Source organism: Pseudomonas sp. MDT1-16 (assembly GCF_054898115.1).
Genome location: NZ_CM142717.1, coordinates 477,393 through 500,719 on the forward strand (window position 1 = coordinate 477,393; position 23,327 = coordinate 500,719).

General features: G+C 59.4%; 16 protein-coding genes and 2 pseudogenes. 13 read left to right on the forward strand and 5 right to left on the reverse strand.

Annotated elements, in window-relative coordinates:
* Positions 1-2 precede the first annotated feature (2 nt).
* The 9 genes from tcyN to ACYZT3_RS02195 all read left to right on the forward strand — a co-directional run bounded on the left by tcyN (position 3) and on the right by ACYZT3_RS02195 (position 9,624).
* On the forward strand, positions 3-758 hold the full coding sequence (gene tcyN / locus ACYZT3_RS02155) for an L-cystine ABC transporter ATP-binding protein TcyN (protein WP_282377404.1): 756 nt from the start codon (positions 3-5) through the stop codon (positions 756-758).
* 474 nt (positions 759-1,232) lie between these two features.
* Positions 1,233-1,997: a hypothetical protein gene (locus ACYZT3_RS02160; protein WP_462031403.1), complete on the forward strand. Its 765-nt coding sequence runs from the start codon at positions 1,233-1,235 to the stop codon at positions 1,995-1,997.
* A gap of 376 nt (positions 1,998-2,373) precedes the next feature.
* Positions 2,374-3,615, forward strand: a complete 1,242-nt coding sequence (locus tag ACYZT3_RS02165; RefSeq protein ID WP_462031404.1) for an SfnB family sulfur acquisition oxidoreductase — start codon at positions 2,374-2,376, stop codon at positions 3,613-3,615.
* A gap of 23 nt (positions 3,616-3,638) precedes the next feature.
* Entirely contained in the window at positions 3,639-4,832 is a 1,194-nt protein-coding gene (locus tag ACYZT3_RS02170; RefSeq protein WP_282377401.1) for an SfnB family sulfur acquisition oxidoreductase, read from the forward strand.
* Positions 4,832-6,190: an LLM class flavin-dependent oxidoreductase gene (locus ACYZT3_RS02175; protein ID WP_462031405.1), complete on the forward strand. Its 1,359-nt coding sequence runs from the start codon at positions 4,832-4,834 to the stop codon at positions 6,188-6,190. The genes ACYZT3_RS02170 and ACYZT3_RS02175 overlap by 1 nt, the downstream gene beginning before the upstream one ends.
* Before the next feature lie 146 nt (positions 6,191-6,336).
* Positions 6,337-7,146, forward strand: a complete 810-nt coding sequence (locus ACYZT3_RS02180) for a MetQ/NlpA family ABC transporter substrate-binding protein (RefSeq protein WP_462031406.1) — start codon at positions 6,337-6,339, stop codon at positions 7,144-7,146.
* A 2-nt stretch (positions 7,147-7,148) separates the two neighbouring features.
* Positions 7,149-8,270: a methionine ABC transporter ATP-binding protein gene (locus ACYZT3_RS02185; RefSeq protein ID WP_282377398.1), complete on the forward strand. Its 1,122-nt coding sequence runs from the start codon at positions 7,149-7,151 to the stop codon at positions 8,268-8,270.
* Positions 8,260-8,904 carry a methionine ABC transporter permease gene (locus tag ACYZT3_RS02190; RefSeq protein ID WP_282377397.1) on the forward strand — a complete coding sequence of 215 codons (645 nt, stop codon included), beginning with the start codon at positions 8,260-8,262 and terminating at the stop codon, positions 8,902-8,904. Before ACYZT3_RS02185 ends, ACYZT3_RS02190 begins: the two co-directional genes overlap by 11 nt.
* 90 nt (positions 8,905-8,994) lie before the next feature.
* Positions 8,995-9,624, forward strand: coding sequence for a class I SAM-dependent methyltransferase (locus ACYZT3_RS02195; RefSeq protein ID WP_462031407.1), 630 nt, complete (start codon positions 8,995-8,997; stop codon positions 9,622-9,624).
* Positions 9,625-9,664: 40 nt separating this feature from the next.
* On the opposite strand, the gene ACYZT3_RS02200 is transcribed toward ACYZT3_RS02195, so the two are convergent.
* The 4 genes from ACYZT3_RS02200 to ACYZT3_RS02215 all read right to left on the reverse strand — a co-directional run bounded on the left by ACYZT3_RS02200 (position 9,665) and on the right by ACYZT3_RS02215 (position 17,241).
* Positions 9,665-11,923 (reverse strand): glycoside hydrolase, encoded by a 2,259-nt coding sequence (locus ACYZT3_RS02200; protein ID WP_462031408.1) that lies wholly within the window; start codon positions 11,921-11,923, stop codon positions 9,665-9,667.
* A gap of 88 nt (positions 11,924-12,011) precedes the next feature.
* Positions 12,012-15,077 carry an efflux RND transporter permease subunit gene (locus tag ACYZT3_RS02205; protein WP_282377395.1) on the reverse strand — a complete coding sequence of 1,022 codons (3,066 nt, stop codon included), beginning with the start codon at positions 15,075-15,077 and terminating at the stop codon, positions 12,012-12,014.
* The gene (locus ACYZT3_RS02210; protein WP_282377394.1) at positions 15,074-16,141 is read right to left on the reverse strand and encodes an efflux RND transporter periplasmic adaptor subunit; all 1,068 of its coding nucleotides are present in this window, start codon (positions 16,139-16,141) and stop codon (positions 15,074-15,076) included. The genes ACYZT3_RS02205 and ACYZT3_RS02210 overlap by 4 nt, the downstream gene beginning before the upstream one ends.
* Complete coding sequence (locus ACYZT3_RS02215) at positions 16,138-17,241, reverse strand: efflux RND transporter periplasmic adaptor subunit (protein ID WP_282377393.1); 1,104 nt, start codon at positions 17,239-17,241, stop codon at positions 16,138-16,140. The genes ACYZT3_RS02210 and ACYZT3_RS02215 overlap by 4 nt, the downstream gene beginning before the upstream one ends.
* A gap of 304 nt (positions 17,242-17,545) precedes the next feature.
* Between ACYZT3_RS02215 and ACYZT3_RS02220 the strand changes: the two are divergent.
* Positions 17,546-18,434, forward strand: a pseudogene (locus ACYZT3_RS02220) (AAA family ATPase); the annotation flags it as partial.
* Positions 18,435-18,823: 389 nt separating this feature from the next.
* On the opposite strand, the gene ACYZT3_RS02225 reads toward ACYZT3_RS02220, so the two are convergent.
* Positions 18,824-19,117 carry a hypothetical protein gene (locus tag ACYZT3_RS02225; RefSeq protein ID WP_462031409.1) on the reverse strand — a complete coding sequence of 98 codons (294 nt, stop codon included), beginning with the start codon at positions 19,115-19,117 and terminating at the stop codon, positions 18,824-18,826.
* Between the two features lie 310 nt (positions 19,118-19,427).
* Here ACYZT3_RS02225 and ACYZT3_RS02230 point away from each other — a divergent pair.
* The 3 genes and pseudogenes from ACYZT3_RS02230 (at position 19,428) to ACYZT3_RS02240 (ending at position 23,205) form a co-directional block, all read left to right on the forward strand.
* Positions 19,428-19,689, forward strand: a pseudogene (locus ACYZT3_RS02230) (hypothetical protein).
* 249 nt (positions 19,690-19,938) lie between these two features.
* Positions 19,939-21,873: a RecQ family ATP-dependent DNA helicase gene (locus ACYZT3_RS02235; RefSeq protein WP_462031410.1), complete on the forward strand. Its 1,935-nt coding sequence runs from the start codon at positions 19,939-19,941 to the stop codon at positions 21,871-21,873.
* A gap of 105 nt (positions 21,874-21,978) precedes the next feature.
* The gene (locus tag ACYZT3_RS02240; protein ID WP_462031411.1) at positions 21,979-23,205 is read left to right on the forward strand and encodes a 3-hydroxyacyl-CoA dehydrogenase; all 1,227 of its coding nucleotides are present in this window, start codon (positions 21,979-21,981) and stop codon (positions 23,203-23,205) included.
* Positions 23,206-23,327: the final 122 nt, after the last annotated feature.

Genomic DNA, 23,327 nt, shown 5'->3' on the forward strand with positions numbered 1-23,327 from the left:
CAATGATTGTCGTGGAAAAACTGACAAAGCAGTTCAAGGGTCAAGTGGTGCTCAACGGCATCGATCTGCAGGTGAAGGAAGGCGAGGTGGTGGCAATCATCGGGCCTAGTGGCTCGGGCAAGACCACGTTCCTGCGTTGCCTGAATTTTCTGGAAGAGCCCACCAGCGGCCGGATCAAGGTCGGTGACATCGAGATCGATGGCAGTCGTCCGCTGAACCAGCAGCAAGGTCTGGTACGACGGTTACGCCAGCACGTAGGTTTCGTGTTCCAGAACTTCAACCTGTTTCCTCATCGCACGGCCCTGGAAAACGTCATCGAAGGCCCGATCGTGGTGAAAAAAATCCCACATGCCGAAGCCGTTGCCTTGGGTAAAAAGCTCTTGGCCAGGGTTGGCCTGGCGGGCAAGGAAGACGCTTACCCACGACGCCTTTCCGGTGGTCAGCAACAGCGTGTGGCGATTGCCCGTGCACTGGCGATGGAACCGGAAGTCATCCTGTTTGATGAACCGACCTCAGCGCTCGACCCAGAGCTGGTCGGTGAAGTGCTGGCGACCATCCGCAGCCTGGCCGAGGAGAAACGCACCATGGTCATCGTCACCCACGAAATGGGCTTTGCCCGGGACGTGGCGAACCGCGTGGTGTTTTTCGACAAGGGTGTGATCGTCGAGCAAGGCGAAGCCAAGGCGCTGTTCGCCAATCCGAAAGAAGAGCGGACTAAACAGTTCCTCAGCAAGTTCTTGAATAACGCTCACCACTGAAACATCAGCTCACCCTTATTAACTTCCATGGATGGAAGTGACAACTACTCCGCTAATAAAATCTCTCGGCCCTCCCGAATAATAGATATTTACTCAACGCTGCGCGCGGTACATATATATGTCCAGCAACAGATTAACCTCGCCTATAATCCGTCAAATCCAGCCTCCCAACCGAACTGATCTCGCCGCCAACAACGCGCTCAAAGCCCATAAAATCTGGGTAAAGTTCGACAGAGCGGTGCAGCTTATTAACTTCAATGCGTAGGACTTTTCTGAATAACTCTAGATTCCAAACTTAACTAACCAGCTCTATTGACACCTACTCAAGCGCACTCTTATCTAGTCTTCAACAGGCGTCGAATCTCGCACTCATTCATTATTCAATTTGAAAATAGTGAACAGTTTGTTGCTCGGCAATTCACGCCTTTCGAACTTTCAGAAACGGACTTCGCTGCAGGCTTCAAGGAGAAACCCATGACAAACACTTCGAACAAACCCGAACTTGCGGCCCCGACCCTGGCGCAATCTCACAAGACCTGCATCAACATCACCTCGGCGGCTCACCTGCTGATCGACGTGGCGCCCTACCCCGGCATGGACGAAGGCGACCTTATCGAACTGTTCTGGGATAACTGCTACGTGGCCTCCAGAGTGCTTACGGCCAACGATGTCGGCCAACCGGTCCAACTGCGTGTCCCCGAGAGCTTCATCGCCAATGGCACCTCGCGCGTTCACTACCGGATCATGCAGATCGGGCAAGGGCCAACCCTGTCAGTCGCCAGACGGGTGCAGATCAAACTCGACTGCCCCGGTGGCCAACCGTCTGCGCTGTGCGGCGATGAAAACCAGAGTCTGGAGCCCGTGAACATTCCCGAGACCATTCGCCGTCAGGGGGTCAATCCGAACCAGATCAAGCGCGGGGTTCCGCTGACCATCGAGCCTTACCTGAACATGGCCGCCGACGACGAAATCACCCTGCGCTGGGGCGATGTGCGCATGGATCTGCCACGACTCAAGGCAGGCGATGTCGGCCAGCCGATACAGGTCTGGGTGCCTGCGGCGATCATTCTCGAAGCCGGCGAAGACCTGCGGCTGGAAGTGACTTACTGCATCCTCGACCGGGTGGGTAACAACTCCCGCTGGGCACCGCCACGCAGGCTGAAGATTGGTTGCGCCAATCCCTACTTGAAGGCTCGGCCGAAGGAAATGTTAATGGCTGCCGAACCCCGCAAATTCTGAGATCCCTGTAGCCGCTGGCGAAGCCTGCGTTCGGCTGCGCAGCAGTCGTGAAACCAGTCGCCGCGGTCATTCAGGTTAATCGCGGATTCAGGATTTACGACTGCTGCGCAGCCGAACGCAGGCTTCGCCAGCTGCTAGGGCGCGTGCCAACTCATCCATCGGGTGTGAGACGTACCTTCTATGCATATTCCTAAAAGTTAGTTTATTTATTTTTTATGCGCGCTTAGGGTATATGCACCGGACCACCGGACATTCTTGTTTTCGTTCGCCGCAACCCTCGCGGCGCTTCCATGAGATGTGAGGTAGGTATGGTCCGGAACACAATCACCCCAGTGCAGATCGCCAGGGCATTGCGTGCAGCCAAGGAGCGGCACTGATGTCCAGTCTGGCAGAAGCAACTATCCAGAGTGATCTGGACATCGCCCCCCTGTTGTTGCCCGCGAAGGTCTTGCGCAACGACGCACAAGCCCTCAAGGCGGCCCATGAATTGGCGCAAGTCGCCCGCCTGCAAGCAGCCAAACGCGACCAGCAGCGCAAACTGCCGTGGTCGGAAATCGAACAGTTCACCCGCAGCGGCCTGGGCAGCATTGCGATCCCGCGTGAGTACGGTGGCCCACAGGTTTCGTTCGTCACCCTTGCCGAAGTATTCGCGATCATTTCCGCGGCCGACCCGGCCTTGGGACAGATCCCGCAGAACCAGTTCGGCATTCTCAATCTGGTGCTCGGCAGCGCCACCGAATCGCAAAAAAAACAGCTGTTCAAAAGCGTGCTCGACGGCTGGCGGATCGGTAACGCAGGACCTGAGCGCGGCACCAAAAACACCCTTGAACTCAAGGCACGAATCACCGCTGACGGTGACGGCTTCGTCCTCAACGGGCAGAAGTTTTATTCCACCGGCGCGCTGTTCGCCCACTGGGTTGCCGTCAAGGCGCTGAACGACGACGGCACGCAAGTGCTGGCCTTCGTCCGCCGCGGTACACCGGGCCTGCGCATCGTTGATGACTGGTCGGGCTTCGGCCAACGCACCACCGCCAGCGGCACCCTTTTGCTCAATAACGTGCAGGTCGACGCCGAGCTGGTGGTGGAAAACTGGAAGATCAATGACAGCCCGAACACTCAGGGCGCCGTGTCGCAGTTGATACAAGCAGCCATTGACGCCGGCATCGCCCGAGGCGCCATCGACGACGCCATCGAATTCGTGAAAACCCGTGCACGACCGTGGATCGACGCCAAGGTCGAACGGGCCAGCGACGATCTCTATGTGATTGCCGACATCGGCAAACTGAAGATCGAATTGCACGCCGCCGAAGCGCTGCTGCGCAAGGCCGGGCAAGTGCTCGATCAGGTCAGCGCCGCGCCGCTCACCGCCGAGTCTGCCGCCCGCGCCTCGATTGCCGTGGCCGAAGCCAAAGTGCTGACCACCGAGATCTCGCTGCTGGCCAGCGAAAAGCTTTTCGAACTGGCCGGCAGCCGCGCCACCCTCGCCGAATTCAACCTCGACCGCCACTGGCGCAACGCCCGCGTGCACACGCTGCACGACCCGGTGCGCTGGAAATATCACGCGGTCGGGACTTACCACCTCAATGGCACGCTACCCGCTCGCCACTCCTGGATTTAACGACCAGATCTCTGGAGAAACACATGACTCTTTCTCACCACGTCGCGGTCATAACCAGCGATGAGCAAGCCCTGATTGTCGCCAGTGACCTGGCCGAAGACTTCAAACGCGACAGCGCCCTGCGCGACCGCGAACGCCGTTTGCCGCACCCGGAACTGGAAGTGTTTTCCCGCTCGGGACTTTGGGGCATCAGCGTGCCAAAAGAATACGGCGGCGCCGGGGTTTCCAACGTCACCCTGGCCAAAGTGATCGCGCTGATTGCCCAGGCTGACGGCTCTCTCGGACAAATCCCGCAGAACCATTTCTATGCACTCGAAGTGCTCCGCGTGAACGGCAGCGCCGAACAGAAAAAGCGCCTATACGCCGAGGTACTGGCCGGCCAACGTTTCGGCAATGCCCTCGCGGAACTGGGCACTAAAACCGCCCATGACCGCGTCACCAGCCTGACCCGTGACAGCAGCGGCTATCGCATCAACGGCCGCAAGTTCTACGCCACCGGGGCGATTTACGCCCAGCGCATTCCGACCTCGGTAGTGGATGAAAACGGCGTGCAGCAATTGGCGTTCGTGCCGCGCAACAGCAAAGGCTTGACGGTGATCGACGACTGGAGCGGCTTCGGCCAGCGCACCACCGGCAGCGGTTCGGTGGTGTTTGAAGATGTCTACGTCGCCGCCGAAGACGTGATTCCGTTTCAAAGTGCGTTCGAGCGCCCGACCACCGTCGGCCCGTTGGCGCAGATTCTTCACGCCGCCATCGACACCGGCATCGCCCGGGCTGCCTATGAAGATGCGCTGCATTTCGTGCGCACCAAGACTCGGCCGTGGATCGATTCCGGCAACGACAACGCCACCGAGGACCCGCTGACCATCAAGAGCTTCGGCCACTTGAGCATTCGTCTGCACGCCGCCGAAGCCTTGCTGGAACGCTCCGGCGAATTCCTCGACAAAGCGCAGGCCGACACCAACGCCGAGACCGTCGCCGCTGCTTCAATTGCCGTCGCCGAAGCCCGCGCTATCAGCACCGAGATTTCCCTCGCCGCTGGCAGCACGCTGTTCGAATTGGCCGGCAGCCAGGCAACCCTGATCGAACACGGCCTGGATCGCCACTGGCGCAACGCTCGGGTGCACACGCTGCACGACCCGGTGCGCTGGAAGTATCACGCGGTCGGCAATTACTACCTCAACGATGAAAACCCTCCGTTGCGAGGGACTATCTGATGGCCGACCCCAAAAAGAAGATTCTGCTCAACGCGTTCAACATGAACTGCATCGGGCACATCAACCATGGTCTGTGGACGCACCCACGGGACAACTCCACTCAGTACAAAACGATCGAATACTGGACCGAACTGGCGCAACTGCTGGAGCGTGGACTGTTTGATGGTCTGTTCATCGCCGACATCGTCGGGGTTTACGACGTCTACCAAAACTCAGTGGATGTGCCGCTCAAAGAGTCAATTCAACTGCCGGTCAATGATCCGCTGCTGCTGGTTTCGGCGATGGCTGCGGTCACCAAAAACCTCGGCTTCGGACTCACTGCCAACCTGACTTACGAACCGCCGTATCTGTTCGCCCGACGCCTGTCCACGCTCGATCACCTGAGTCGCGGCCGGGTCGGCTGGAACATCGTCACCGGCTACCTCGACAGCGCCGCCAAGGCCATGGGCTTGAGCGAACAGGTGGAACACGACCGTCGTTACGATCAGGCCGATGAATACCTGCAAGTGCTCTACAAACTCTGGGAAGGCAGTTGGGAAAACGGCGCGGTGCTTAACGATCCGCAGCAGCGGATCTACGCGCAGCCTGAGAAAGTGCACAAGGTCGAGCACAAGGGCGAGTTCTATCAGGTCGAGGGTTATCACCTCTGCGAACCCTCGCCGCAGCGCACGCCGGTGCTGTTCCAGGCCGGCAGTTCGGATCGCGGGTTGCTGTTCGCCGGGCGACATGCCGAGTGCGTGTTCATCAGCGGCCAGAACAAACCGTCGACCAAAGTTCAAGTGGACAAGGTTCGCGCCAGTGCCGTCGAGGCCGGGCGCAACCCCGAGGACATCAAGGTGTTCATGGGGCTGAACGTGATTGTCGGCGAAACTGAAGAGGCGGCCTGGGCCAAGCATGCCGAGTACTTGAGCTACGCCAGTGCCGAGGCCGGCGTGGCGCATTTCTCGGCGTCCGCCGGGATCGATTTCTCCGAATACGCCATCGACGAACCGATCCAGTACGTGAAGAGCAACGCGATCCAGTCCGCCACCAGGAACCTGCAAAACAACGACTGGACCCGCCGCAAATTACTCGAGCAACACGCCCTCGGAGGACGCTACATCACCGTGGTCGGTTCGCCCGAGCAAGTAGCCGATGAGCTGGAATCGTGGATCGCAGAAACCGGGCTGGATGGCTTCAACCTGACGCGGATTGTCACGCCGGAAAGTTACGTGGACTTCATTGAACGGGTGATTCCCGAATTGCAGCGCAGAGGGTCGTACAAGACCGCTTACGACACCGGCAGCCTGCGGGAGAAGCTGTTTCACGGCGAGGCGCATCTGCCTGAGCAACACACTGGCTCCAATTACCGACACTAATCCCTTTAACTGATCGTTCCCACGCTCCGCGTGGGAATGCAGCCAGTGACGCTCTGCGTCACCGCCGCAGGAACGCGGAGCGTCCCGGGAGGCATTCCCACGCAGAGCGTGGGAACGATCGCCTTAACTTGACTGGAAAACTCATCATGACCAAAAACTACCTCTCCCACCCAGTCAAAGCACTGGCCCTGGCCCTCGGCCTTTTCAGCTCCGTCACCTTCGCTGCCGATGCAGCGTTGAAAGTCGGTACCACCGCCGCCTTCGCCATTCCCTTGGAAGCCGCCGTCGAAGAAGCCAACAAACAAGGCCTGAAAGTCGAACTCGTGGAGTTCAGCGACTGGATCGCGCCCAACGTCAGCCTCGCCGCCGGTGACATCGACGTAAATTACTTCCAGCACATCCCGTTCCTGGAAAACGCCAAGGCCGCCGCCGGTTTCGACCTGGTGCCGTTCGCACCGGGGATCATCAACAACGTCGGCCTCTACTCGAAGAAATACAAAAGCTTCGAAGAACTGCCAGAAGGCGCCAGCGTGGCGATTGCCAACGACCCGATCAACAGCGGTCGTGGTTTGCAACTGTTGGCCAAGGCCGGGCTGATCACGCTCAAACCGGGTGTCGGCTACAACGCCACCGAAGAAGACATCATCGCCAATCCGAAGAAGCTCAAAATCCTTCAGGTCGAAGCCGTGCAACTGGTACGCGCCTATGACGACGCCGATCTGGTCCAGGGCTACCCGGCCTACATTCGCTTGTCGAAGACCTTTGATGCCAGCTCTGCCCTGCTGTTCGACGGCCTCGATCACAAGGAATACGTGATCCAGTTCGTGATCCAGCCAAAAAGCAAAACCGACCCGCGCCTGATCAAATTCGTCGACATCTACCAGCATTCGCCGGCCGTTCGTGCAGCGCTGGATAAAGCCCACGGCAAGCTTTATCAAGCCGGTTGGGAAAGCTGAACATGACAGCCGCGATCCAACGGCGACTGGATGTTCCGGAGCCTCAGCAAGCTGAACACACCGAACTGCATCCAGAACTCAACCGCGCCCACGTGCGCTTCATCGGCCTGGGCAAAACCTACAACGGCCAGCAAGGTCCGGTGGCCGCCCTGCACGGCATCGACCTGGCGATCCAGCGCGGCGAAGTGTTCGGCATCATCGGCCGCAGCGGCGCCGGCAAATCGTCGCTGATCCGCACCATCAACCGTCTGGAACAACCGAGCACAGGCCGTGTGCTGATCGATCAGGTCGACATCCGTGAATTCGACGAAGACCGCCTGGTAGCGCTGCGTCGGCGCATCGGCATGATCTTCCAGCACTTCAACCTGATGTCAGCCAAGACGGTTTGGCAGAACGTCGAGTTGCCACTGAAAGTCGCCGGTGTGCCGAAGGACAAACGCGAGCACAAAGTCCGCGAATTGCTCGAACTGGTAGGACTGCAAGAGAAGCACAAGGCCTACCCGGCGCAGCTTTCCGGTGGGCAGAAACAGCGCGTCGGCATCGCTCGGGCACTGGTGCACGACCCGGCGATACTACTGTGCGACGAAGCCACTTCGGCGCTGGACCCGCAAACCACGCAATCAATCCTCGGCCTGCTGCGCGAGATCAATCAGCGCCTGGGCCTGACCATTGTGCTGATCACTCACGAGATGGCAGTGATTCGCGATATCTGTGATCGGGTCGTCGTGCTGGAGCACGGGCGAATCGTCGAACAAGGGCCGGTCTGGGAAGTCTTTGGCAACCCGCAGCACGAGGTCAGCAAAACCTTGCTGGCGCCATTGCAACACGGCCTGCCAGAAGAACTGCAAAGCCGTTTGCGTGTGCAGCCGCAGTCCTCGGATGACGCGGTGGTACTGCGACTGCAATTCACTGGTGCGGCTCATGACGAGCCAGATCTGGCGGCGCTGTTCGGTGCCCTCGGCGGTCGCGTGCGCTTGCTGCAAGGTGGTGTGGAGCGGATTCAGGGCCATGCGCTCGGGCAACTGCTGTTGGCGGTGACCGGTTCGTCCCTCGGTGCTGAGGAACTGCGCCAACGCGCCGGCAACTGGGCGCAACAGGTGGAGGTGCTGGGTTATGTGGTTTGATCGCTTGCTGCAAGGCTTCATCGACACCTTCCTGATGGTCGGCGTTTCATCATTGATCGCGCTGCTGGCGGGCATTCCGCTGGCGGTGATCCTGGTCACCAGTTCCAAGGGTGGGATCTACGAAGCAACGGCGCTGAACCGCGCATTGGGTGCGTTCGTGAACCTGTTTCGCTCGATTCCGTTTCTGATTCTGATGGTGGCGTTGATTCCGTTTACACGGTTGATCGTCGGCACCACGTACGGTGTCTGGGCCGCCGTGGTGCCGCTGACGATTGCTGCCACGCCGTTCTTTGCGCGCATCGCCGAAGTCAGTTTGCGGGAGGTCGATCACGGGCTGATCGAAGCCGCGCAAGCGATGGGTTGCCGGCGCCGACACATCGTTTGGCATGTGCTGCTGCCTGAGGCGTTGCCGGGGATTGTCGGCGGTTTCACGATTACGTTGGTGACGATGATCAACTCGTCGGCCATGGCCGGGGCGATTGGTGCCGGTGGGTTGGGGGACATCGCTTATCGCTACGGGTATCAGCGGTTTGATAGCCAGATCATGTTGACGGTGATTGTGTTGCTGGTGGTGTTGGTGGCGGTGATTCAATTGGGCGGGGATCGGTTGGCGCGTGGATTGAATAAGCGCTAGGCAAGTTGCGAACGCTTATTGTGACGAGGAGGCAAGTCCCCGGCCTCATGGCGTATATTCGGCAAACCCCAATTGCCTGCGCAGCCGACCATGAAACAGACTCCCACCGACCTCGAGCAGATCACTGCCACCACCCTGGGCCATTACAACTCGGTGGCCGAAGGTTTCCGCGAAGGGACTCGCGATCATGATGTCAGCCAGAACATTGATGCTCTGTTGCGGCATATTCAGGGCCAGGCTCCGTTCGACATTCTCGACTTTGGCTGCGGTCCCGGCCGCGACCTGCAGACCTTCACCCGAATGGGCCACACGGCGGTCGGCCTCGATGGTTCAGAGAAGTTCACGCTAATGGCGCGCGAGGACAGCGGTTGCGAGGTCTGGCAGCAGGACTTCTTGAAACTCGATCTACCGGCTGAACGCTTCGATGGGATTTTTGCCAATGCGGTGTTGTTTCATATTCCGCGTCAGGAGTTGCCTCGGGTGTTGAAGCAGTTGCGCGGGGCTTTGAAGCCGGGAGGAGTGTTGTTCAGTTCCAATCCGCGTGGCGAGAATCAGGAGGGGTGGAATGGGTCGCGTTATGCGGCTTATCACGATCTTGAGGCGTGGCAGCAATTGCTGACGGCGGCGGGGTTTGTGGAATTGGAGCATTACTACCGGCCGGAGGGGCTGCCGCGAGAGCAGCAGCCTTGGTTGGCGAGTGTTTGGCGTAAGCCGGCGTAGCCTGTCAGGACGCTATCGCGAACAAGGTCGCGAAGGTTTTCTAACGTTGCGCAGCGACTTGATAGGTTGCCACTCCCCCATTCGCGTCAAACGCGGTGATACTTTGATCGGCCAGCTGTCGCCCATCAACTTCACGTTCGCGTAAATCAAAATTTGCCACCAGTCTGGTGCCATCGGCGAACGTTGTCTGCTGTACCTGACGATCCTCGGTCAGCCAACGGAAGTCTGTCATCGCCTGAGTCGCCAGACGCTCATGCAGCGGGCGGAAGAAAACATCCTGCCGAGCAATCACCGGTAACCGCTGCTTCAACGTCGCCGCACTCAGGTGATACAGCGGCGGCACGTTGTAGAGCAATTGAGTCAGCTCATTCTCGGCGCGCACATTGCTCAACTTAAGGCTGTCGAACAGCCAATGATGGGTGGTGATGACCGAGCCATGGAACACTGCCTGATAAAGCGGCAAGCGCGTTTGCGGAGCAAAGTGAACCGTGCGGTAGGGTTCCTTGATCGGCACGGTTTTGAAGAAAACCTGCGGCTGCTCATTGGGAAACCAGCGGCCCAGGTAATAGGGCGACTTCGGATTCTTGCTCATATCGGGATCCCCCCAGCCGATCACCGGTGTCTGCATCCCGTGGGCAAACAGTACGCCTTGGGCCGTGGTGGCGTTGCCATCCTCGGAACCGGTCGGTAGCTTCAACGTCTCGTTGACCCAGCGCGAGCCGTCGATGTTGTCCTCGGCATTTTGCGCCTGAGTCATGGTCGCCCCCACACGGTAGCTGTCGAACAGCATACCGGTGGCATAGGCATCTAGAAACCAGCTATTGAACCCGGCCTTGCTATGTACAGCCCTGATGCGCGCCTCAAGCAATGGCCGAACACAACGCGGATCGGTGTAATGCCCCGATTGCTGAAACCCGCTTTTTAACGTCCCGGTTTCCAACACGACTGCACATTCCTGATTGGCTTTGGAGCCCAGATGCGCGGTGGTCCAGTCCGGATTTTCAGTGATGGTCAACGCCGTCTGATAGGAATCATAAGGCGCCACCAGGTAGCCTGCTGCAACGCCTTGACGCACCGCTTCAGGGTGCCAGAGACCACCTTCCCAACCCTCGCCAAGGCCTAACCATAATCGCGACAATCCGGCAGCTTTCAGTTGTTCGATAGTCGTTGGTGACAAGGTGTTGCCCCAGCGTTCCGGTATTGCTGTCAGAGCATCGGAGAACGCCACTGCCAGCTCTCCACGTAACAAGCCGTAGCCGTCAGCCAATTTTTGCATGTCCGGTTCGACGACAGATTGCCAGCCGCTGCGTGCCTTCTTGTTGAGCGCAGCATTGAGGCTGCGGAGCAACGTGACTTGCTGGTAACGATCAAGCGGCGGCTCAGCCCGGGCCAGTAACTGCGTGCTTTCAGCGTCAAAACTGTTACGTAACTCGCTGGCCAATACGCCGTTACCGCGCAACCCTTTCAGCAAGGCTGGCCAGCTTCGAACATCGTCTGGTCCGAGCAGGTCGTTACCCCACAGATAAACATGACTGGCCCCCAGGAGCTTTTTGGCTTCGGGTGTTTTCAGCAGTTTGTCGCTCAAGGTTTCGTATTGCCCGTTATCGACCAACCATTTCCGATAGCGCTTGGCACCCGCCAACAGATCGGCATCACCCAACGACAGCTTGAAGGTTAGCGGTGCATTGGGCTCAAGGGACGTGAATTGATGATGGACAGCCAGAGCAAGGGTGTTGTTGTTTTCGGCGCTGAAGGTCAGGCGATTGTTGTAAGGATTGGTCATCAGCCAGTTCAGCGTGAAACCACCGTGATCAACGCCCCACAGCGGCAAACTCAGGTCTTGGGTGGTGTTGAACGCCCCCTGATCGAGCAGAAAGGTTTGCCACAGCGGATCACCGGCTGGCACGTAACGCCCCTCGGCCAGCGGCCAGATCAGTCCTTTGCCCATGGCACTGCCGGGCTGTTTCAGAAAGATCAGCTCACCGGGATCGCGGGCCGTGATGGACAGGGACAGGTCACGCTGATCGAGGGCGGCACTCAGCGTCCAGGCGCCGTCATCCCACTGCCAGTCCATGCGATTGGCGCTTTGTTTGAGGTCGCTGACCTCATGCCCAGTAACGCCCGACGAGGCTTGCACTGGCGAATTTTTTGCGGGGATGACGCGGATCGCCAGCGTGGCGGGATCGAGTTCGACGCGCCACAGCGAATTTTCCAGCACACTGCTGGCCAGTGTCGGGGGTGAAAACAACAGAGCGCCGAGCAACAGCACATAGCGCAGACAATAGGTCATCGGTAACATCGAAGTCCCTCCTCCATTTGGAAAGGGACCGTACAGCAAGGCACCGGCCATGTAAGTAGGACCGTTCCCAAACGTCACTCGGGAACGATCAACGCATCAATGACTGCGCTTCTTTTTTCGGCTCCCGAATCTTGTACCAAGCCACATACAACGCCGGCAAAAACAGCAGCGTCAGCAACGTCGCAATAATAATCCCGCCAATCATCGCGTAAGCCATCGGCCCCCAGAACACTTCCCGGGCGATCGGAATCATCCCCAGGCTCGCCGCCGCTGCCGTCAGCAGAATCGGTCGACGACGATGCTCCGTGGCTTGCACCACGGCATCCCACGGTGCATGACCGTCCTTCTCCAAGGTCTCGATCTGCGTCACCAGGATCACCGAGTTGCGGATGATGATGCCGATCAGCGCCAGAATGCCGAGGATCGCCACGAAGCCCATTGGCGTGCCCGTCGGGATCAGCGCCAGCACCACGCCGATCAGCCCGAGCGGCGCGACGCTGGCCACCAGGAACAGCTTCTGCACGCTGTGCAACTGGATCATCAGGAAAGTCGCCATCAAAAACAGCATCAACGGCACGACCTTGGCAATCGGCCCTTGGGCCTTGCCGCTTTCCTCCACCGTACCCCCGGTGGCGACCTTGTAGCCCACCGGCAAACTGGCGGCGAATTTGTCGATGTCAGGTTGGAGCTGTTTCACCAGATCGGTCGGTTGGATTTCGTCACGCACCGCAGCTTTGATGGTAATGGTCGGCTTGCGGTCGCGACGCCAGACCAGCGGTTGCTCAAGTTCATAACGCACGGTGGCAAAAGCCAGCAGCGGAATCGACGTGCCGCCCGGCGTGACGATCTGCAAATTCTGCAGGGTTTCCGGGGTGCCGCGTTCCGCGTCTTCGGCACGACCCACCACGTTGATCAGGTAGATATCGTCGTCGACCTGCGTCACCGGCGCACCCACCACAATGCTGTTCATCAGGTTGGCGACGTCTTCCGACGACAGTCCCAATTGCCGTGCCTTGTCCTGCGCGATGTCGATACGCAGGACTTTGCCCGGTTCGTTCCAGTCGTAAATGATCTCGCCAATGTGCGAGTTTTTATCCAATTCGGTGGCCAGGGCGATGGCGTGTTTACGCACCTGATCGACGTCTTTGCCGCTGACCCGGTACTGAATGGGCCGACCCACCGGTGGACCCATTTCCAGCGCCTGGACGTAGCTGCCGATGCCGACAAAATCTTTGCGCAACCGCTCACGCAAGCGTTGACTCAGGGCCTCGCGCGATTCCAGGCCTTTGCTGACGATCACCAGTTGGGCGTAATACGGGTTCTGCAATTGCTGGTCGAGGGGCAGGTAGAAGCGGATCGCACCTTCGCCGATGTACGTGCTCCAGCGCACGATGTCCGGGTCGCCCTTGAGGGTTTCTTCGAGCTTGTCCACAGCCTTGCGGGTCTCGGCGATCGAGGCGTTTTGCGGCAGGTTCAGGTCGACGAGAATTTCCGGGCGGTCCGAGGACGGGAAGAACTGGCTCTGCACAAACTGCATGGAGAACACCGAGGCCACGAACAGTGCAATGGTGATGCCGATCGCCCACCAGCGATTGCGCATGGCCCAGAGCATGCCGTAATTGAACGCACGGCCGATGCGCCCCGGTTCTGCGTCGTGAGGTTTCACGTTGGCGCTGAGGATGTGCACGCCGATCACCGGGGCGAACAGCACCGCAACGATCCACGACACGATCATGGCCACCGCGATCACCGCGAACAGCGTGAAGGTGTACTCGCCGGCCGAGCTGGCGTTCAGGCCGATGGGCACGAAACCGGCCACCGTCACCAACGTACCGGTGAGCATCGGGAACGCCGTCGAGGTGTAAGCGAACGTGGCCGCTTGCTCCTTGGTCTCGCCCATTTCCAGGCGCGTGACCATCATCTCGACGGTGATCATCGCGTCGTCCACCAACAGGCCGAGGGCGATGATCAGGGCGCCGAGGGAGATCCGTTGCATGGTGATGCCGCTGTATTCCATGAAGACGAAGACCATCGCCAGCACCAGCGGAATCGAGCAGGCCACCACCAATCCGGCGCGCACGCCGAGGCTGATGAAGCTGACGATCAGCACGATCACCACCGCTTCGAACAGTGCGCTGGTGAAGCCGCCGACGGCTTTTTCTACCACTTCGGCCTGGTCGGAAACCGTGTGCACACCGACGCCCACCGGCAAGTCCGCGGTCAGTTCGGTCATGCGCTGGTGCAAAGCCTTGCCGAACACCTGGATGTTGCCACCCTTCTTCATGGCGATGGCCAGGCCGATAGCCGGGTGGCCGTTAAAGCGGAATTCCGGTGTCGCCGGGTCGACATAGCCACGACTGATCTGAGCGACGTCGGCCAATCGGTAGAAGCGGTCGTTGAGTCGCAGGTTGACGTTGGCCAAGTCTTTCTCGGAGGCAAACTGCCCCGACGTACGCACGGAAATCCGCTCGGGACCGGCTTCGATCACCCCGGCCGGGGTCACCGCGTTTTGCGATTGCAGGCTCTGCACCACCTGACGCTGATCGATGCCCAGCGCCGCCAGTTTGCGGGTCGAGAAGTTCAGGTAGAGGACTTCGTCTTGCTCGCCGACCATCTCGACCTTGCCCAGCCCCGGTACTTCGCGGATCTCGGCGCGGACCTGCTCGACGTAATCGCGCAACTGACGCATCGACAAACCATCAGCAGTAAAGGCGTACACCGAGCCGAACACGTCACCAAATTCGTCGTTGAACCCCGGCCCTTGAAGTCCTTTGGGGAAGTCGCCACGAATGTCGTTGATCTTCTTGCGCACCTGGTACCAGATTTCCGGAATCTCTTTGGCACTGGTGGTGTCACGCAAGTTAACGAAGACTGTTGACTCACCGGGGCGGGTGTAGCTTTTCACGTAGTCGAGGGAGTCGAGCTCTTCGAGTTTTTTCTCGATGCGGTCAGTGACCTGCTTGAGGGTTTCTTCCTGGGTCGCGCCCGGCCAGCGGGTCTGGATCACCATGGTTTTGATGGTGAATGACGGGTCTTCCTCGCGGCCGAGGTTCATGTACGAGAACACGCCCATCAGCAGCGCAACGAACATCAAATACCAGACAAACGACTGATGCTTGAGGGCCCATTCGGATAAGTTGAAACTCCCTTTCATTGCGGGCTGTCCTCATCGATTTTCACTTTTTGCCCAGGTTTCAGGCTGTTCACACCCGCACTGACCACCCGCTCGCCAGACTTCACTCCGTCAGCCAGCACCACTGTGCTGTCAGTGCGGCTGATCAGGCTGACGTCTCGCGGGGCAACGGTTTGCGTCTGAGGATCGACGACCCAGATTCGCGATTTGCCATCAACCTCTTGCAGCACGCTCACCGGCAATTCGATGCGCGATTTGATCGCGGAGCTGAGGGTCACGCTGATCGCCGTACCGAGGCGAAAACCCGGTGGCGTATCAGTCAGGCTCAGGCGGGCGCGACGGGTGCGGGTCGCGCTTTGGGCCTGGGGTTCGATTTCGCGAACGATGGCGGTGGTGGTAATGCTCGGGTCCAGTTGCACGGCGACTTGAAACACCACATCCGCCGGCAACTGGTCGACCAGCGTGTCGGGAAGGTCGATCACCGCTTCCTTGATGTCCGGCTGCGCCAGGGTCACCACTTGCTGGCCGGCGGTCACCACTTGCCCGGCTTCGGCGTTCCATGCGGTGACGATAGCTTTGTGGTCGGTGCGCAGTTCGACGTAGTTGAGTTGGTCCTTGGCCTGGTCGACCGCCGCCTTGGCCTGATCAAGGGAGGCCTGAGTGGTTTTGAGATCGGTCTGGGCGATGTCCAGTTGTGCCTGCGCACCGACCCCGCGATCGAACAGTTCCTGCTGGCGCCGGGCGTTGGCCTGGGCATTAATCAACTGCGCCTGCACACGGGCCAGATCGCCCTGGGCCGAGCGCAACTGGTTTTGCTGGTCAGTGGGGTCGAGTGTTGCGAGCAAGGCACCCTTCTTGACTTCGGCACCGACATCGACGTTACGGCTGGCGATGCGGCCCGGCACCCGGAAGCCGACATTGCTTTCATAACGGGCCTGGATGCTGCCGGCGAAACGGCCAAGATTTTCCTCGTCAAGGGCCTGGACCTTGATGGACAACACTGGGCGTACAGGCTCCGGAGGCGGTTCTTCTTTCGAGCAGGCCACTAGGATCACACCGGCGAAAACCAGCAACAGACGCTTCATGGCTGGGCTCCCGCGGCTAAATCCTTATAGGTGTTTTCGGCGATTTCCACCTTCACACCGGGGTGCAGTAACTGGCCGCCGGCGATGACGACTTTTTCGCCACCCTTGAGGCCGGCGCTGATGATGACTTTGCCAGTCAGGTAGCGACCGACAGTGACGGTGTGCAGCTGTGCCTTGCCTTCGTCGTCCACTAGCCACACGGCCGGGTCGCTGAGGTTTTTGGTCAGCGCCGACCAGGGCAGTTCGACCGCCGATTTGCCCGGCGTCTTGGCCGTGGCACTCACCACCGAACCGAGCTGCATACCTTCCGGCAGACTGTTGAGAGTGACTTTGACCTGCACCGTGCCGGTCTGCGCGGAGACGGCCGGGGTGATTTCCCGAACGGTGCCGGTGGTTTTGATAGCCGGGTTGTCGAGCAGGCTGACTACGATCGTTTTATCTTCCGGCGCCTCCGCCAGCAGCGATTCGTAGACGTTGAATACGGCATCGCGCTCGCCGTCCCGGGCCAGGCTGAAAATCGGCACCGTGGCCTGCACCACTTGGCCGACTTCGGCCTGTCGCGCGGTAATCACTCCCGGCGCGTCGGCGACCAACGCGGTGTAGCTCAGTTGTTCACGGGCATTGGCCAGTTGCGCCTGGGCGGCCGTCAGGGCGCTTTGGCTGCTGCGCAAGGCGGCTTGGGCGGAATCGTATTCGCTCTGGCTGGTGTAGCCCTTGGGCAGGAGTTTTTGCTGGCGAACGAAAGCGGCAGCGGTCTGTTTGACGCGGGCCTGCTCGGCGACGACCTGTGCCTGAGCCGAGTCGACGTTGGTTTGCAAGTCCTTGGGATCGAGCTTGGCCAGCACTTGTTTGGCCGATACCCGGTCACCGACATCGACCATGCGCTGGATGATCTTGCCGCCAACGCGGAACGACAACTCAGTCTGGACTCGCGCCTGAACATCGCCGGTGAGTGTCACAGACGCTGCGTAATCAGCCGATTTGACCTCTTGCACGAACACCCGCGGCCGGTCCTTCTCGACCGGTTTTTTATCGCCACAAGCGCTCAGCAGGATAAGGAGGCTCAGGCCAACCATTGTTTTCAACCCGGGACCCACCATGCAGACTCCTTTGCGTTGTACGGACGTGCCAATGGCGATACGACTACGAGCTTAGAACAGGGTTCCGTGTCTGCATGACGGTTTCAATAAAGCGATCACACCACAATCCTTGTAGCAGCTGGCGGAGCCTGCGTTCGGCTGCGCAGCAGTCGTAATATCAGCGCTCGCGGTGCATCAGACAAACTGTGAAAGCCGGATTGACGACTGCTGCGCAGCCGAACGCAGGCTTCGCCAGCTGCTACAGGGGATCACAGTGTTCCCGACAATAAGGCAAACTGCTGGACCATGCAGCAGGAAGCTTCCAATGCTCAAAACCCTCGCGGTAGCCAATTACCGCTCGATCAATAAATTGGTGATTCCGCTGGGCCGATTGAACCTGATCACGGGTCCCAACGGCAGCGGAAAATCCAACCTCTACCGCGCGTTGCGCCTGCTGGCGGAAACCGCTCAGGGCGGCGTGGTCAATGCATTGGCCCGCGAGGGTGGGCTGGATTCGACCTTCTGGACCGGGCCGGAAAACAACAGCCGGCGCATGCGTAATGGCGAAGTCCCTATCGAAGCGACCGTACGACACGGCGCCAAACGCCTGCGCCTGGGGTTTGCCGGGGAAGATTTCAGCTACTCGATCGCGCTGGGCCTGTCGGAGCCCACACAGTCGTACTTTTCCCTCGACCCGGAAATCAAGAAGGAATGTATCTGGTCCGGGCCGTTCTATCGTCCAGCCAGCCTGTTGGTGGACCGCAACGGCCCGATCATCCGCGCCCGGGTCGGTCGTGCGTGGGAAGTGCTGGCCCAGCACACGCCGAATTTCGACAGTTTGTTCGATCAGGTCGGCAGCTTTCGCACCTCGCTGGAAGTCTTGCAGCGGCGCGAATTTATTCGGCGGTGGCGCTTCTATGATCACTTTCGCAGCGACGCTGATGCACCGGTTCGCCAGCCACCCGGTTCGCCAGCCACAACTGGGTACTCGCACGCCCGTGTTGCACCACGATGGTCGAGACCTGGCGGCAGCGTTGCAGACGATTCGCGAGATTGGCGATCCAGATGCCTTGCAGACTGCGATCAGTGACGCCTTCCCTGGGGCGAGGTTGAACATCGCGCCGCTTCAGGGCGGTCGGTTTGCGATCGAGTTTTATCAGGAAGGATTGTTGAGGCCATTGTCGGCGGCCGAGTTGTCGGACGTGACGTTGCGCTGTGTTCGGATTGGTCAACCGATGAGGCTCACATCCCGGCACGCCCGAGGACGTCCCAAACACAGCCACCATATAGCGTGCAGGCACATGAAGTGCCGGCAGCATACAACGGAGGCGTAGATATGAGCCATTCGGGTGACCAAGCCCGAGTCGCTGAATTGGCAGCGACAGTCAGGGCTGTAGGAACAAGTCACTGGGCGGCGATAGGCGACAAGGTGCCTTCGGTTGTAGGAACGGAATGAAGCTTGATAGGCCGTTACTTACTGACTTATCTCTGCCGTAATTTCTCGCGTTTGATTGCCATCAGGTGTTTGGCTTCTTCATCAGGCACACCGAGTTATCGTTCTTCGCGGGCAAGCCTCGCTCCTACATGGGGTTGTGTTTGTGCATCAACCAGTAGTGGTTTTCGGGAGTCGTTGCCGGGCGATGTCGAGCAATTCATTACCGTCCTGGGTCAACAGGTACAGCGCATTGACGATGTTGGGAATGTCGCTCGCATCGGCTTGTTTGAAGCACAGGCAATACAGCGTTTCGAGCAGGTCGCTGGCGGCGCGGATGCGTTGGCGGGCGGCGTCGAGGATTTCGTGAGGGTCGGCTTCTGTGTCGATGACCAGCACGGGGGTGTCGCTGTAGCGGGATTTGAGCGGGCGATAGCGTTCTGTAAACGTGTGGAATGTGGTCATCGAGGTTCGTCCTGTACGAAATCGGGAGGTGGCTCCCGGCAGGCCGAGACACTGTTTTCAGCCGCGCCGCAGACTATAGAAGGGCATGACGCCGTGCGGCAATACGGCTTCGATGGACAGGTTTTGTAGGGGGTTTACCTGCCGTTTCGGACCGGGCCTACGCGTTTTTCGAGGTTTTTTACGCCTAAACCCTTAGCCGGCAAATTTCCTACGGGTTTGTCAGGCGGGACGCGCTAAACCTCTGTATGGTGCGCGCCAGAATCAGTAGGACGTTTCGAAACGTCCGTCCAACGCTTAAAGGGAATTAGGTATGCAATGGCCAAGTATGGCCTCGATTTTGTTGCTGTGGGCCGGGTTTTGTCGCACGGCGGGTGCTGCTGACGCCGGTAACTCGATGGTCCAACGGCGAACCCTTTTGCCCCCGCGTGCGAAGCGTCGCTGATTTGCGTCAGTTGGCGGCGGCGTTCACCGGCGAAATCAGCCCGGCTCATGCGGCATAGGCGAGCAAGGGCCGGGTGTTTCATGAGCAGGCTTTGAATGAGCCGCTGCGGGTGGCGGTGTTAGTGCCGTAGTCAGGTGGCGACGGCAGGATGCGCCGGGGTTTGCAGCGCGGCGAGCAGCGGTGGCTCGTCAGGGAGTTTCATGCATCCGCTCAGCAACAGGGAGGCAAGAACGAGGGCGAAAATTGAAGTGTCCTGTGGCAAAGGATTCTGGGGCGAGGCTGTATCATCCCGTATCGTTTTGGTCCCCGACCTTTTCTCGACTCGCTGCATTTGCCGACTAGGCTTTTGGCATGGCAGCAGTCAACGGAGTGACAGCTTATGCACAACACCCTGGAACAGGTTTTCGGTTATCCACAGTTTCGGCCCGGCCAGGAAGCGGCGATTAGCGCGGTGTTGGCCGGTCGCTCGGCGGCGGCGATTTTCCCCACCGGTTCAGGCAAGTCCCTTTGTTATCAATTGCCGGCCTTGTTGCTACCGCACCTGACACTGGTGGTCTCACCGCTACTGGCCTTGATGCAAGATCAACTCGCGTTCCTGCAGCGCCATGGCATTGCGGCGGGCAGTATCGATTCGGCCCAGAGCCGCGATGACGCCAGCGACGTGATGGGTCGGGCCAAGTCTGGCGAGCTGAAGATTTTGATGATCTCGGTGGAGCGCCTGAAGAACGAGCGTTTCCGCAATTTCTTGCAGCAAGTGCCGATCTCGTTGCTGGTGGTGGATGAGGCGCACTGCATCTCGGAATGGGGCCACAACTTCCGTCCCGACTACCTCAAGCTCCCGGATTATCAGCGCCAGTTCAACATCCCACAGGCGCTGCTGCTGACCGCCACCGCGACACCCAAGGTGATCGCTGACATGGAAGCCAAGTTCGCTATCGCCCCCGACGATGTGGTGACCACCGGTTTCTATCGGCCGAACCTCAATCTGTTGGTCGAGCCGGTACGCGGGCAGGATAAACGCCGACGCCTTGTCGAATGGATGAGTCAGCGTCCCGACCAGCCGAGCATCGTCTACGTCACCCTGCAGAAAACTGCCGAGCACATTGCCGATCATCTGACTCGCAACGGCATTCAGGCCGAGGCCTATCACGCCGGTCTGCCCCATGAACAACGCGAAGCAATCCAGCGTCGGTTCATGGGCGGGCAGTCCAATTGCATCGTTGCCACCATCGCGTTCGGCATGGGTATCGACAAGAGTGACATCCGCAACGTGGTGCATTTCGACCTGCCCAAATCGATCGAAAACTACAGCCAGGAAATCGGCCGCGCCGGGCGTGACGGGCAGCCATCCGACTGCCTGGTACTGGCCAACCGCGACAGCCTCAACGTGCTGGAAAACTTCGTCTACGGCGATACGCCTGAGCGGGATGGCATCCGCTACGTGCTCGACGAGTTGCAAGCCGCCGCGCCCGAGGGGCAGTGGGAGTTTCTATTGGGGCCGCTGGCGGACCAAAGCAACATCCGACAATTGCCGCTCAAGACCTTACTGGTGCAGTTGGAACTGCGCGGGATCATCGCTCCGCGTTACGCCTATTACGCTGAATACCGCTTCAAGTACTTGCAGGAGCCCGAGGCCTTGCTGGCCCGCTTCGAGGGAGAGCGCAAAGACTTCGTCGCAGCGATCATTCAGACCTCAAACCGTGCGCGCACTTGGGCCACGGTGAATTTCGACGCGCTGTATGAGCAGCATCAGGCCGAGCGCAATCGGGTGGTCAAGGCGCTGGATTATTTCCAGGAGAAGGGCTGGGTCGAGCTCGAAAGCAAGCAGATGACCGAGGTCTACAGCCTGCTGCAAACGGACTTCAACAGCCAAGCCCTGAGCGTCGAGTTACATGCCTATTTCACCCAGCACGAGCGGACCGAGATCGCGCGGATTCACGCCATGCTGGAGCTGTTCGCCACAGAGCATTGCCTGGGCTATCGCCTGGCCGAGTACTTCGGCGATGAAAACGCGCCGCAGCAGTGTGGGCATTGTTCGGTGTGTCACGGGGATGTGGCGCGATTGCCCGCACCACCGGAATTGTCAGCGTTTGTGGATAAAAACTTCGAAGCGTTGTGCGGTGATTTTATCCACAGGCATGAGCAGCACACCGGCAACGCTCCGTCGGCGGAGCGCGTGACGCGGTTTTTATGCGGTATCAGCGTGCCGCTGTTTACCAAGCTCAAGGCGCGGTCGATTCCCGGGTTTGCGGCGCTGGAGGATTATCCGTATGGCGAGGTGCGGGCATGGGCCCAGGCGCATTTACCTGCGTAGATCCATCCGCTGAATGTCGCCCATCACAGGAATAAATTTCAAAAAAGCCCGGTGGCTGACTAGGGTGAAGGCTGTCTTTGGATCGCCAACAAGAGAACAACAACTATGAGCGAGACACCGTTCACTATTCAGTGCGCCGCCATCATTGGCGCGGGCACCATGGGCCGTGGGATTGTCATGTGCCTAGCCAACGCCGGCGTCCCGGTGCAGTGGGTCGATAACAATCCACAGATGCTTGAACAGGCGCTGGCCGCCGTGGCGGACACCTACGCCCACAACGTGCGTCAGGGCCGGTTCGATCAGACCGAGGCAGACGCTCGCATTGCACGGATAACGGCGGCGGCTGACTACGCGGCGATCCGCGATGTCGATCTGGTGATCGAAGCGGTGTACGAAAACCTCGAACTCAAGCAGAAAATCTTCCGTGAACTGGACGGTCTGCTCAAACCTGAAGCGATTTTGGCCAGCAATACCTCGGCGCTGGATATCGACGCCATCGCCGCGGCCACTCGCCGTCCGGAACAGGTCCTGGGCCTGCACTTCTTCAGCCCGGCGCACATCATGAAACTGCTGGAAATCGTCCGCGGTGCCCAAACCGCCCCGGCGGTGCTCGATGCGGCGCTCGAGCTGGGCAAGCGCATGGGCAAGGTCAGCGTGGTGGCGGGCAACTGCGATGGTTTCATCGGCAACCGCATGCTCAATACCTACGTCCTTGAAGCGCGCAAGATACTGCTCGAAGGCGCTTATCCACATAAGGTCGATGCGGTGCTGCAAGGTTTTGGCTTTGCCATGGGGCCGTTCCGCATGTACGACGTGGTTGGCGTCGACCTGGGTTGGCGGGCTCGGGAATTGGCTGGCAAAGGGCAGGATGCACCCGAGGTTCAAGTGGACAACCGTCTGTGTGAATTGGGTCGTTTCGGCCAGAAGAGTGGCGATGGGTATTACCACTATGAACCGGGCAGTCGCCAGGCTGAGCACGATGTGGAAGTCGATGCTCTGGTGCTGAAGGTCAGCGAAGAGTTGGGGTTTCAGCGTCGCGAGATAAGCCCCGAGGAGATTCTTGAGCGCTGTTTGCTGGCACTGGTCAATGAAGGGGCGAAGATCCTTCAGGAAGGCATCGCCGAGTCAGCGCATGACATCGATTTGGTGTACCTCAATGGCTACGGCTTCCCGGCGGACAAGGGTGGGCCCATGGCCTGGGCGGATCAGCAAGGGCTGGCGGATATTCACCAGCGGTTGCTGGCGCTTGAGACGAAGCAGGGTGATCAGTGGAAACCGGCGCGGTTAATTGGGGAGTTGGCGGCGGTGGGTAAAGGGTTTGCGGATCGGTAGACTTCACCTGTTCGATTGTTCCCATGTCGAAGCGTCGAACCGTCCGCGTGGGAACGCCTCCATGGACGCTCTGCGTCCGCTGTTGGGACGCGGAGCGTCCCAGGCTGCATTCCCACGCAGAG

Bases quoted from the DNA above. Each gene is read 5' to 3' on its own strand.
- tcyN (WP_282377404.1), top strand. From the start codon at position 3: ATGATTGTCGTGGAAAAACTGACAAAGCAGTTCAAGGGTCAAGTGGTG.
- ACYZT3_RS02160 (WP_462031403.1), top strand. From the start codon at position 1,233: ATGACAAACACTTCGAACAAACCCGAACTTGCGGCCCCGACCCTGGCG.
- ACYZT3_RS02165 (WP_462031404.1), top strand. From the start codon at position 2,374: ATGTCCAGTCTGGCAGAAGCAACTATCCAGAGTGATCTGGACATCGCC.
- ACYZT3_RS02170 (WP_282377401.1), top strand. From the start codon at position 3,639: ATGACTCTTTCTCACCACGTCGCGGTCATAACCAGCGATGAGCAAGCC.
- ACYZT3_RS02175 (WP_462031405.1), top strand. From the start codon at position 4,832: ATGGCCGACCCCAAAAAGAAGATTCTGCTCAACGCGTTCAACATGAAC.
- ACYZT3_RS02180 (WP_462031406.1), top strand. From the start codon at position 6,337: ATGACCAAAAACTACCTCTCCCACCCAGTCAAAGCACTGGCCCTGGCC.
- ACYZT3_RS02185 (WP_282377398.1), top strand. From the start codon at position 7,149: ATGACAGCCGCGATCCAACGGCGACTGGATGTTCCGGAGCCTCAGCAA.
- ACYZT3_RS02190 (WP_282377397.1), top strand. From the start codon at position 8,260: ATGTGGTTTGATCGCTTGCTGCAAGGCTTCATCGACACCTTCCTGATG.
- ACYZT3_RS02195 (WP_462031407.1), top strand. From the start codon at position 8,995: ATGAAACAGACTCCCACCGACCTCGAGCAGATCACTGCCACCACCCTG.
- ACYZT3_RS02200 (WP_462031408.1), bottom strand. From the start codon at position 11,923: ATGTTACCGATGACCTATTGTCTGCGCTATGTGCTGTTGCTCGGCGCT.
- ACYZT3_RS02205 (WP_282377395.1), bottom strand. From the start codon at position 15,077: ATGAAAGGGAGTTTCAACTTATCCGAATGGGCCCTCAAGCATCAGTCG.
- ACYZT3_RS02210 (WP_282377394.1), bottom strand. From the start codon at position 16,141: ATGAAGCGTCTGTTGCTGGTTTTCGCCGGTGTGATCCTAGTGGCCTGC.
- ACYZT3_RS02215 (WP_282377393.1), bottom strand. From the start codon at position 17,241: ATGGTGGGTCCCGGGTTGAAAACAATGGTTGGCCTGAGCCTCCTTATC.
- ACYZT3_RS02225 (WP_462031409.1), bottom strand. From the start codon at position 19,117: ATGACCACATTCCACACGTTTACAGAACGCTATCGCCCGCTCAAATCC.
- ACYZT3_RS02235 (WP_462031410.1), top strand. From the start codon at position 19,939: ATGCACAACACCCTGGAACAGGTTTTCGGTTATCCACAGTTTCGGCCC.
- ACYZT3_RS02240 (WP_462031411.1), top strand. From the start codon at position 21,979: ATGAGCGAGACACCGTTCACTATTCAGTGCGCCGCCATCATTGGCGCG.